At 75.3% G+C, this 10,856-nt stretch carries 11 protein-coding genes; 7 read left to right on the top strand and 4 right to left on the bottom strand.

Annotation, left to right across the window (positions count from 1 at the left end; all coding sequences use genetic code 11):
* Positions 1 to 444, bottom strand: a 444-nt coding sequence (locus ACLQ2U_RS25070) for a hypothetical protein (RefSeq protein WP_425753216.1), incomplete at its 3' end; no start/stop codon positions are given.
* Positions 445 to 676: 232 nt separating this feature from the next.
* Between ACLQ2U_RS25070 and glmS the strand changes: the two genes are divergently transcribed.
* Positions 677 to 2,590: a glutamine--fructose-6-phosphate transaminase (isomerizing) gene (glmS, locus tag ACLQ2U_RS25065; RefSeq protein WP_425753214.1), complete on the top strand. Its 1,914-nt coding sequence runs from the start codon at positions 677 to 679 to the stop codon at positions 2,588 to 2,590.
* A gap of 73 nt (positions 2,591 to 2,663) precedes the next feature.
* Here glmS and ACLQ2U_RS25060 read toward each other — a convergent pair whose 3' ends face one another.
* The gene (locus ACLQ2U_RS25060; protein ID WP_425753213.1) at positions 2,664 to 4,466 is read right to left on the bottom strand and encodes an alpha/beta hydrolase; all 1,803 of its coding nucleotides are present in this window, start codon (positions 4,464 to 4,466) and stop codon (positions 2,664 to 2,666) included.
* A complete protein-coding gene (locus ACLQ2U_RS25055) occupies positions 4,463 to 4,759 on the bottom strand; it encodes a type VII secretion target (RefSeq protein ID WP_425753212.1) in 297 nt (98 codons plus the stop codon). Before ACLQ2U_RS25055 ends, ACLQ2U_RS25060 begins: the two co-directional genes overlap by 4 nt.
* A 174-nt stretch (positions 4,760 to 4,933) precedes the next feature.
* Between ACLQ2U_RS25055 and ACLQ2U_RS25050 the strand changes: the two genes are divergently transcribed.
* From ACLQ2U_RS25050 to ung, 6 genes are all read left to right on the top strand, one after another.
* Complete coding sequence (locus tag ACLQ2U_RS25050) at positions 4,934 to 5,302, top strand: holo-ACP synthase (RefSeq protein WP_425753211.1); 369 nt, start codon at positions 4,934 to 4,936, stop codon at positions 5,300 to 5,302.
* A gap of 53 nt (positions 5,303 to 5,355) precedes the next feature.
* Complete coding sequence (locus ACLQ2U_RS25045) at positions 5,356 to 6,825, top strand: NAD(P)H-hydrate dehydratase (RefSeq protein ID WP_425753210.1); 1,470 nt, start codon at positions 5,356 to 5,358, stop codon at positions 6,823 to 6,825.
* 64 nt (positions 6,826 to 6,889) lie between these two features.
* A complete protein-coding gene (gene alr / locus ACLQ2U_RS25040; RefSeq protein ID WP_425753209.1) occupies positions 6,890 to 8,008 on the top strand; it encodes an alanine racemase in 1,119 nt (372 codons plus the stop codon).
* On the top strand, positions 8,005 to 9,102 hold the full coding sequence (locus tag ACLQ2U_RS25035) for an alpha/beta fold hydrolase (RefSeq protein ID WP_425753208.1): 1,098 nt from the start codon (positions 8,005 to 8,007) through the stop codon (positions 9,100 to 9,102). Before alr ends, ACLQ2U_RS25035 begins: the two co-directional genes overlap by 4 nt.
* On the top strand, positions 9,099 to 9,581 hold the full coding sequence (tsaE, locus tag ACLQ2U_RS25030; protein WP_425753207.1) for a tRNA (adenosine(37)-N6)-threonylcarbamoyltransferase complex ATPase subunit type 1 TsaE: 483 nt from the start codon (positions 9,099 to 9,101) through the stop codon (positions 9,579 to 9,581). Before ACLQ2U_RS25035 ends, tsaE begins: the two co-directional genes overlap by 4 nt.
* Before the next feature lie 53 nt (positions 9,582 to 9,634).
* Entirely contained in the window at positions 9,635 to 10,336 is a 702-nt protein-coding gene (ung, locus tag ACLQ2U_RS25025; protein WP_425753206.1) for a uracil-DNA glycosylase, read from the top strand.
* Here the strand turns inward: ung and ACLQ2U_RS25020 are convergent.
* On the bottom strand, positions 10,325 to 10,855 hold the full coding sequence (locus tag ACLQ2U_RS25020; RefSeq protein WP_425753205.1) for a helix-turn-helix domain-containing protein: 531 nt from the start codon (positions 10,853 to 10,855) through the stop codon (positions 10,325 to 10,327). The genes ung and ACLQ2U_RS25020 overlap by 12 nt on opposite strands.
* Position 10,856 lies beyond the last annotated feature (1 nt).

Genomic DNA, 10,856 nt, shown 5'->3' with positions numbered 1-10,856 from the left:
CAGCGGGGCAGCGCCTTTGGCGGTGGGGATCCGCACCCTGCGGCCGTCGAGGGTGAACGTGCCGTGATACCAGCGCACCGGCACCAACCCACGCCGCCGGCGCGGGAACCGGGCCGACAGGTCACCGCTGTTGCGGCGTTTCGCCGCCGTGAACCAGGCGTCGGAAAACCGGCGCAACACCGACCGCGCGCCCGTGGAGTCAAGCTCGGCGAACGTGCCCGGCCCGGACACGGCCAGCTCCCGGCACAACTGCTGATAGCCGACCAACGGCGCGTCCCCACGGCGGCGGCGCCAGGCGTTGACCTCCAGCACACACGCCCACACATCACCCGCGGAGCGCAGCAGCCTGAAGCACCGCCGCCGCTGCCCCGGCGTCACCCGCACCGCGATGCGCGCGGTGCGATGCACCACCCGCAGCGCGGACGGATCCCGACGACGAGGCACGACCGAACCCAACACCACCCGTACGACATTTCCCCAAGGGCGACGAACGCCGGCGAACGTTAGTGGACACCGCACTAGCCTTTCGGCGCCGGTGGTGGGGACCGCCGACCGGGCGGCCGTCCGCGGGGTTCGTGTCCCGGATCACCCCTCCCACGTGATCGCTCAATTTCAGTGATTGTTTACCCGACTTCCGCGCACGCAGGATGAGCGGAACTGGGTTAGGCTCGGGGCCATGTGTGGAATCGTGGGTTACGCCGGCTCGCGCCCGGCGCTCGGCATCGTGCTCGACGGACTGCGGCGGCTGGAGTACCGCGGCTACGACTCGGCCGGCGTGGCCATCGTCTGCGACGACCAGCTGCTGACCGAGAAGAAGGCCGGCAAGCTCGCCAACCTGGAGAAGGTCCTCTCCGAGCGGGCCGCCAGCAACCCGGAGGACTGCGCCGCCAGCCCGATCGGCATCGGCGACGGCACCACCGGCATCGGCCACACCCGCTGGGCCACCCACGGCGGCCCGACCGACCGCAACGCCCACCCGCACCTGGCCCCCGACGGCCGGGTCGCCGTGATCCACAACGGCATCATCGAGAACTTCGCCAAGCTCCGGGCCGAGCTGGAGGCCGACGGCGTCCAGTTCACCAGCGACACCGACACCGAGTGCGCCGCCCACCTGCTCTCCGCCGCGCTGGCCGACCTGCGCGCCGCCGGCGAGGCCGACAGCCCGCAGCTGCTCGCCTCCGCCATGCGGGTGGTCTGCCGGCGGCTGGAGGGCGCGTTCACCCTGCTCGCCGTCGACGCCGGCATCCCCGGCGCGGTGGTCGGCGCCCGGCGCAACTCGCCGCTGGTGGTCGGCCGGGGCGACGGGGAGAACTACCTGGCCAGCGACGTGGCCGCGTTCATCGAGCACACCCGCGAGGCGGTCGAGCTCGGCCAGGACCAGATCGTGCTGATCACCGGTGAGAGCATCGAGATCACCGACTTCGACGGCCAGCCCGCCACCGGCAAGGACTTCCACATCGACTGGGACTCCTCGGCCGCGGAGAAGGGCGGTTACGACTGGTTCATGCTCAAGGAGATCGAGGAGCAGCCGCAGGCGATCGCCGACACGCTGCTCGGTCGGCTCACCGACACCGGTGAGATCGCCCTCGACGAGGTCCGCCTCAGCGACCAGGACCTGCGCGACGTCGACAAGATCTTCATCGTGGCCTGCGGCACCGCGTACCACGCCGGCCTGGTCGCCAAGTACGCCATCGAGCACTGGACCCGGATCCCGTGCGAGGTAGAGCTGGCCAGCGAGTTCCGCTACCGCGACCCGGTCCTCGACCGGTCCACGCTGATCGTGGTGATCTCGCAGTCCGGCGAGACGATGGACACCCTGATGGCGCTGCGCCACGCAAAGGAGCAGAAGGCCCGGGTGCTGGCCATCTGCAACACCAACGGCTCCACCATCCCCCGCGAGTCGGATGCCGTGCTCTACACCCACGGCGGCCCCGAGATCGCCGTCGCCTCCACCAAGGCGTTCCTCACCCAGGTGGTGGCCTGCTACCTGATCGGCCTGCACCTGGCCCAGGTCCGGGGCATCAAGTTCGCCGACGAGGTGGGCGCGGTGGTGGCCCAGCTCCAGGAGATGCCGGGCAAGCTGCGCGAGCTGCTCGACCGGATCGAGCCGGTACGCGAGCTGGCCCGGGACCTGAAGTCCGAGCCCACCGTGCTCTTCATCGGCCGGCACGTCGGCTACCCGGTGGCCCTGGAGGGCGCGCTGAAGCTCAAGGAGCTGGCGTACATGCACGCCGAGGGCTTCGCCGCCGGCGAGCTCAAGCACGGCCCGATCGCGCTGATCGACAAGGGCACCCCGGTGATCTGCGTGGTGCCCTCGCCGGTCGGCCGGGGCATGCTGCACGACAAGGTCGTCTCCAACATCCAGGAGGTTCGCGCCCGGGGCGCCCGGACCATCGTGATCGCGGAGGAGGGTGACGAGGCCGTCGTCCGCTACGCCGACCACCTGATCTACGTGCCGCGGACGCCGACCCTGCTGGCCCCGCTGGTCACCACGGTGCCGCTGCAGGTGCTCGCCGCCGAGATCGCCGCCGCCCGGGGGCACGACGTCGACCAGCCGCGCAACCTGGCGAAGTCGGTCACCGTCGAGTAATCGCGCCGGACGTCCACCGGGCCCCGCCCGCCGTACCCACGGCCGGCGGGGCCCGGCCGTTTCCGGGAGCCGCTCATCGGCCGAGCACGATCCGGGCCATCCCGTCCAGCGCGGGATTGCCGGGCTCCCAGTAGCCGGTGTGGCCGTACCGGCCGCTGGGAAAGCTGCGGCCGCCGAAGCCGGGGTCGGTCGGGTCGTGCCCGAACCACAGCTCGTGGTCGGACCGGCCCAGCAGCGAGACCGCGGTGGCCAGCGGGGACGTGGCGAGGACCGCTCGGCCGGCCAACTGCGCGGGCGGCTCCACCCGCCGGATCACGTCGTCCGGCGCGGTGCTCGACCAGACCTGGTCCGGCGGCAGGCGCAGCGCTTCGGCCCGGTCCACCCCGACTCCGGGCGAGCCGACGAAGACCAGGGCGTCCGCGGCGAGGCCGTGGTCGCGGGCGGCGGCGCCCACCACCACCGAGCCGTAGCTGTGCCCCAGCACGGTCTGCCGGGCCGGGGCCCCCTCCTGGGTGGCGCGCAGCCCCTCCTGGAAGCGGTGCAGCGCCGGACCGGCGTCCCGGGCCTGGGTCGACCAGGCCGCCTCGTGCAGGAAGTCGGGTGCGTCGTAGTCCAGCCACAGCACCGCCGCCGTCTGCTCGCCGGGACCGAGGCCGGCGCACCGGGAGAGGACCCGCCCCGCCCGGTCCAGCTCGCCGGGCACGTCGGCGAGATCGGCGGTCATCCCGGGCACGTAGGTCAGCACCCGACCCGCCCGGTCCGGGTTGCCGAGCGCCACCACCGCCCGCCCGTCCCCACCCGGGGCGACCTTCAGCAGGTAGGCCCGGGGCTGCTCGGCTGCCGCCAGCCGCCCGGCCAGCGCGTCGAGGCCGGCCAGGCTCGCGTCGATCCGGGCCAGACCGGCCTGCTCGACCGGCCCGCGGGGGAACCGGACAGCCAGCACCCGCCGCACCGCGAGCAGGGCCTCCCGGTGGACGGCCAGGGTCAGCCGGTTGGCCTGGTCCCGGGCGGCGGCCGGGATCCCGTCGAGGCGGCCGCTTAGCCCCGGCTCGTGCACCACCAGCCAGCGCCGCTGGGCCGGGGTCAACCCCGTCCACCAGGCCCTGACCTCGGCGACGCCGGCGTCGGAGGCGGGTCGGCCGGGCGGTGGCGGGGCGGTCCAGCCGGAGCGGGCCGCCGAGGAGAGCTCGTCCAACCGGGCGGCGGCCTCCCGGTCGGCCGCGGCGGCCAGCGCGAGCGCGTCGCGCACGGCGGCGGCCACCTGGTCCACCGCCGCGGGCCCCGCCCCGGCTCCCGGCCCCGCCCCGGCTCCCGGCCCCGCCCCGGCTCCCGGCCCCGCCCCGGCTCCCGGCCCCGCCCCAGCGCCGGGCCCCGCACTGGAGCTGGCACGCACGAGCGGACCCGGCCCCGCGCCCCCGCCCGCGCGGGTGCCGCCCGCAGCCCCCGGTCCGCCCGCCGCGCCGGGGACGACGCCCGCCTCCGGGCCGGCCCACACCTCCGACCCGGCCCGGGGAGCCGGTGCGGGGGCGGCGCTGACGCCGCCGTGCCGGTCGACCAGCACCCCGCTCCGGTCGGCCAGCGCCACCGCGTCGGCCAGCCGCGCCTTCGCCGCGCGCAGCCGGCCGGCGAACTCGGCGAGCACCTGGTCCGCCTCGATCAGTGCCGGCAGCACCCCGGTCAGCTCGCCCCGCAGCGCCTCGATCCGCCCGTCGGCTGCCGCGGCGGCCCCGCCCGACCAGCCGGCCCGCAGGGTCGCCGCCCGGGTGCGCAGCTCGGCGCGGCGCCCGTCGACCGGGCCGGTCAGCCCGCGCCAGGCCGCCCCGGCATCGCTCCACTCCGCCGGGGCGCCGCTCCAGAGCTGCGCGTACCCGGTCATCGGGGCAGCCCGGCGAGCCGGCCGGCGGCCCGGTCGTCGACCGCCTCGTACTCCTCGGCGGCGGTGCGCAGCGCGCTGGCCGTCTCCGTCACCCCGGCGCCCAGCGCCCCCAGCCAGGCGTGCACGGCCGACTCCCAGCGCACCAGGGCGGTGCCGGCCCGCCACCCCGGTGCCGCCACCACCAGCCCCGGCACGTCGGCCAGGCCGTGCGCCAGCCCGTACGCCTCGGTGGCGAGCCCGGCCGCCACCCGGCGCAGCACGCCCGGATCCACCTCCACCGGCTCCTCGGTCATCGTCGTCTCCTCCGCCCGTGGACCTCGACCGAGCCGACGCTAGGCGGCCCGCGGGGCGCCGGGCGGACCCTGTGGACGGCGGGCGGTGGTCGTACCCGGAGGTTTTCCACAGGCATTGCCCCCCCGCGCGGCCGGCGGTTAATCTGCCGCCTTCCCCGCCGGTAGGGTGGGCTGGTGATCGTCGCGGTCGGCATCGACGTCGTGCTGGTGGAGCGGTTCGCCCGGGCCCTGGCCCGGACGCCGCTGCTCGCCGACCGGCTCTTCACCGAGGCCGAGCGGTACACCCGCTCCGGCAACCCGCGCTCGCCGGAGTCGCTCGCGGCCCGGTTCGCGGCGAAGGAGGCGGTGGCCAAGGCGCTCGGCGCGCCGGCCGGGCTGAGCTGGCACGACTGCGAGATCGTGCCCGACCCGGACGGCCGCCCCTGGCTCACCGTCACCGGCACGGTGGCCGCGGCCGCCACCGAGCGCGGGGTCAACCGCTGGCATCTCTCGCTCTCCCACGACGGCGGGATCGCGTCGGCGATGGTGGTCGCGGAACGCTGATCGACCGGGCGGGCCGCTCGGCCCGCCCGTGGTGACGGACGGGACGGGGTGGCATGAAACCGGTGTGGCGGGTCGCGGACGTACGCGCGGCGGAGGCGGGCCTGATGGCCACCCTCCCGCCCGGGACGCTGATGAAGCGGGCCGCCGCCGGGCTGGCCCGCCGCTGCGCGCTGCTGCTGGCCGACCGGGGCGGCGTGTACGGCGCCCGGGTCCTGCTGCTGGTTGGCACCGGCGACAACGGCGGTGACGCGCTCCTCGCCGGCGCGCACCTGGCCCGACGCGGCGCGGCCGTGTCGGCCCTGCTGGTCACCCCCGGACGGGCGCACCCCGAGGGGCTGGCCGCGCTGCGGGCCGCTGGTGGGCGGGTGGTCGATCGCCCGCCGGCCGTGGTCGACCTGGTGCTCGACGGGATCGTCGGGATCGGCGGCACGGGCGGCCTGCGGGAGACCGCCGACCAGCTGGCGGCCAGCCTGGTGCGGCACTGCGGACGCGACGGCGTCCGGGCGACCGTGGTGGCGGTGGATGTGCCGAGCGGGGTGGCGGTGGACACCGGCCACGTCCCGCTGACCGCGTCCGGTCGGCCCAGCGCGGTGTGCGCCGACGTGACGGTGACCTTCGGGGCGTTGAAGCCGGCGCTGGTGGTCGGCCCGGCCGCCCCGCTCGCCGGCCACGTCGAGCTGGTCGACATCGGGCTCGGGCCGTGGCTGCACGGCACCCCGGCGCTGCGGGTGACGGAGCGGTCGGACGTGGTCGAGTGGTGGCCGCAGCTCGGTCCGGCCGCGGAGAAGTACAGCCGCGGGGTGATCGGGGTGGCCACCGGCTCGGCGACCTACCCGGGCGCGGCGGTGCTCTCGGTGGGCGGCGCGCTGGCCGGCCCGACCGGCCTGGTCCGGTACGCCGGCGGCGCCCGCGAGGAGGTCGTCCGGAACCACCCGTCGGTGATCGCCACCGGCCGGGTCGCCGAGGCCGGCCGGGTCCAGGCCTGGGTCTGCGGCTCCGGCCTCGGCACCGGCGAGGAGGCCGCCGTCGAGCTGCGCGCCGTGCTCTCCGCGCCGGTCCCGGTGGTGCTCGACGCGGACGCGCTGACCCTGCTGGTGGACGGTTCGCTCGCCGACCGGCTGCGCAATCGGGACGCGCCGATCGTGGTCACCCCGCACGACCGGGAGTTCACCCGGCTCTGCGGGGAGGAACCGGGCGCCGACCGGGTCTCCGCCGCGCTGCGGCTGGCCGCGTGGATGAAGGCGACGGTGCTGCTCAAGGGGGACCGCACGGTGATCGGCACGCCGGACGGTCGGGCGTACGTCAACCCGACCGGCACTTCCGCGCTGGCCACCGGGGGCGCCGGCGACGTGCTGGCCGGGCTGCTCGGCTCGCTGCTCGCCGCCGGGGTCGCCCCGGAGCGGGCCGCGGCGAGCGCGGCGTACCTGCACGGGCTGGCCGGGCGGGAGGCCGCCCGGGGTGGGCCGGTGACCGCGCCCGACGTGGCGGCCGCCCTGCGCCCGGTGGTCGCGCCGCTGTTCTGAACCGGGGCGACGACTGAGGGTCGGACCGCCCTGACGTGATCACTGGTGCCAGTAGGCTGGGCACATGTGGCAGGCCGAGGTGCGCGTCGATCTCGACGCGATCCGTGACAACGTGACCCGGCTCCGCGCGGGTACCAGCGCCGAGCTGATGGCGGTGGTGAAGGGCGACGGGTACGGCCACGGAATGGTCCCGTCCGCCCGCGCCGCGCTGGACGCCGGGGCGGACTGGCTCGGGGTCTGCACGCTGGACGAGGCGCTCACCCTGCGCCGGGCCGGGATCACCGCGCCCGTGCTGGCCTGGCTGCTCGCGCCCGGGTTGCCGCTGCACGAGGGCGTCGCGGCCGGGGTCGACCTGGCCGCGGCGAGCCTGCCCCAGCTGGACGAGATGATCGAGGCGAGCCGCCGCGCGGACCGCCCGGCCCGGCTGCACCTCAAGATCGACACCGGGTTGTCGCGCGGCGGCGCCACCGTCGCCGACTGGCCGACCCTGCTGGACGCCGCCGCGAAGGCCCAGGCCGACGGCCTGGTCGAGGTGGTCGGCGTGTGGAGCCACTTCGTGTACGCGGACATGCCCGGCCACCCCACCACGGACCGCCAGCTGGCCGTCTTCCACGAGGGGCTGGCCATGGTCGAGCGGGCCGGGCTGCGCCCGCGCTACCGGCACCTGGCCAACTCCGCCGCCACGCTGACCCGCCCGGACACCCACTTCGACCTGGTCCGCCCGGGGATCGCCGTCTACGGCCTCTCCCCGGTGGCCGGCGACCGCTTCGGGCTGCGCCCGGCGATGACCGCCCGGGCCCGGGTGATGCTCACCAAGCGGGTCCCCGAGGGCACCGGCGTCTCGTACGGCCACACCTATACCACCGAGCGGGAGGCCAACCTGGCCGTGGTGCCGCTCGGCTACGCCGACGGGGTGCCGCGGCACGCCTCCAACATGGGTCCGGTGCAGCTCGGCGGGAAGCGGCGGACCATCTCCGGGCGGGTCTGCATGGACCAGTTCGTGCTGGACTGCGGCGACGACCCGGTGACCGCCGGGGAGGTGGCCACCCTCTTCGGCAGCGGCGCGGACGGCGAGCCGCTCGCCGACGACTGGGCCGACGCGGTCGGCACGATCAACTACGAGATCGTCACCCGGTTCGGCAGCAGCCGGGTGCCCCGGGTCTACGACGGCGAGCGGCCGTGAGTTCGGCGAACCGGTTCCGCATCCCCCGGCCGCGGACCGCCGTCGGCCGGGTCGCCGGCGTGGTCGGGGCCGCGGTCGGCGTGGCCGCCGCCGGGCTCGCCGCGGGCGTGGTGAGCGAACGCGTCCTTGTCCGCCGGCTCAAGACCGACCCCACCGACCGGTACGCCCACGAGATCTTCGGCGCGCAGCGGTACGACGACGCGTTCCGGCTGGAGATGCCGGACGGCACCGACATCCACGTCGAGGTGGTCGAGCCGACCCGGCCGGTCGAGGGGCACCCGACCGTGGTGCTGGTGCACGGCTTCTGCCTGGACATGGGGACGTTCCACTTCCAGCGCAAGCTGCTCGCCGAGCGCGGCGACCACCGGGTGATCGCGTACGACCAGCCCGGGCACGGCCGCTCCGGGCGGCTGGAGACCGGCGACTACGACCTCGCCGCGCTGGGCCGGACCCTGCGCCGGGTGATCGACCGGACCGCGCCGGAGGGCCCGCTGGTGCTGGTCGGCCACTCGATGGGCGGGATGACCATCATGGCCTTCGCCGAGCTGTACCCGGAGATGTTCGGCGACCGGGTGGTGGGCACCGTGCTGATGGCCACCTCGGGCGGCCTGCTCGCCGAGACGAAGCTGGTCGCCCCGGCGATGCTCGGCCGGGTCGGCGCGCCGGTGCTCTACATGATGAGCAACGCCACCCGGTACGGCGGCACGGTGATCGACAAGGCCCGGAAGTCGACGTCCAACGTCGCCTGGCTGCTCACCCGCAGGTACGGCTTCGGCACCTCGAAGCCCAGCCCGGCCCTGGTGTCCTACGTGGAGGAGATGAACTCGCGGACCTCCGCGGACACGGTCACCCGCTACCTGCGTACCCTCGCCACCCACTCCCGCTTCCCGGCGCTGGCCGCGCTGAGCGGCACGCCGGTGCTGGTCGTGGTCGGGGACAAGGACATGATCACGCCGGTGACCCACTCGGAGGAGATCGTGCGCCGGCTGCCGCATGCCGAGTTCATCAAGATCCAGGACAGTGGGCACGTGGTGATGCTGGAGCACGCCGACGAGGTCAACGGGGCGCTGGCACGGTTCCTGGAGTCGCTGTGAGCGTGACCGTCACGCTGCCGACGGTCGAGGAGACGCACGCGTTCGGCCGCCGGCTGGCCGGGGTGCTTCGCGCCGGCGACCTGCTGCTGCTCACCGGCCCGCTGGGTGCCGGCAAGACCGCGCTGACCCAGGGCATCGGCGCCGGCCTCGGGGTGCGCGGCGACATCACCTCGCCGACCTTCGTGATCGCCCGGGTGCACCGGCCCGATCCGGCGCGGGGCGGCGCGGTGGCGCTGGTGCATGCCGACGCCTACCGGCTGGGGGACGCGGGCGACCCGCGCGCCGAGATCGACGACCTCGACCTGGACGCCTCGGTGGAGGATTCGGTGACCGTGGTCGAATGGGGCGAGGGCCTGGTCGAGCAGCTGGTCGACGCGCACCTGCGGGTGCGGATCGACCGGCGCGAGGACGACACCCGGGTGGTGACGCTGGAGCCGGTCGGCGGTGACTGGGCGGAGCGCCTGGACGCCCTACGCTGAGCGTTGTCGTACCCGCTGCCTAGAGTGCCGGGACCGACTGCGAAAGGTTGCCGATGCCCGACGACGCCCCCGCCCTCGACCTGCTGGCGCTGCTGCCGGAGGCCTGGCGTGCCGTGCTCACCCCGCACCTCGACCCGGTCCGCACGGCGGCGCTGGCCGAGTTCGTCGCCCGGGAGTACGCCACCCGGACGGTCTTCCCGCCGGTGGAGGACCTCTTCTCCGCCTACCGGCTGTGCGGGCCGGAGCGGTGCCGGGTGCTGATCCTCGGGCAGGACCCTTACCACCGGGCCGGGCAGGCGCACGGGCTGAGCTTCAGCGTGCGCGAGGGGGTGACGGTGCCGCCGTCGCTGCGCAACGTCTTCAAGGAGATGGGCGAGGATCTCGGCGTGCCGAAGCCGCGCAGCGGCAACCTGGACGGCTGGGCGGCGCAGGGTGTGCTGCTGCTCAACGCGGTGCTGACCGTCCGGCAGGCCACTCCCGGCTCGCACGGCAACCAGGGCTGGGAGGAGTTCACCGACGCCACCATCCGGGCGCTCGACGCGATGGAGGAGCGGGTGGTCTTCCTGCTCTGGGGCGGGTACGCCCGCAAGAAGGCCGCCCTGGTCACCAATCCCCGGCACGTGGTGCTGGAGGCCGGTCACCCGAGCCCGATGAACCCGCGCGGTTTCCTCGGCAGCCGGCCGTTCAGTGCGGCCAACAAGGCGCTCGCCGACGCCGGCCTGCCCACCATCGACTGGGAGCGCTCAGCCGACTGACCCGGCCTGCCGCTGGCGGTGGCGGCGGAGCAGCTCGGCCGCGCGCGGGTCGGTCAGCTCCCCCGCCACCAGCGGCACCACCCGGTAGCTCCGTTCCCCGTGCCGTACCTCGATCGCCTCCGGCAACTCGTCGCACATCTGCGCCCGGACCTCGCCGTACCGGGTCTGCCAGCGGTGCTCGCCGGGCTCCGCGGGTTCGAGGCGCAGGCCGCCGAACTCGTTCCACCGGGCGTTCCACCGTTGGCCGTAGGCGGCGTCCAGCCAGTCCAGCCCGAGGTCGTCGATCCGATCGGCCAGGGGCCGGGCGGCCAGCTCGTCCATCCGGGCGTCGAGGTGGGTGTCCAGCGGCTCGACGGCGACGGCGAGTTGGCGGCCGAGGGCGGCGAAGGCGCGTTCGACCAGTGGGATGCTCGGCATCCGGTCGCCGCGTTCGATGCGGGCCACCCCGCCCTGGCTCATCCCGGCGAGGTCGGCCAGCGCCTGCTGGGTCAGGAACCGGGATTCCCGTTCGTGGCGCATA

Origin of the sequence: Micromonospora sp. DT47 (genome assembly GCF_049844475.1) — a bacterium.
Taxonomy (GTDB): Bacteria; Actinomycetota; Actinomycetes; order Mycobacteriales; family Micromonosporaceae; genus Micromonospora.
The sequence above is the reverse complement of the archived record's forward strand: the minus strand, read 5'-3'. Positions and strand labels throughout refer to the sequence as shown.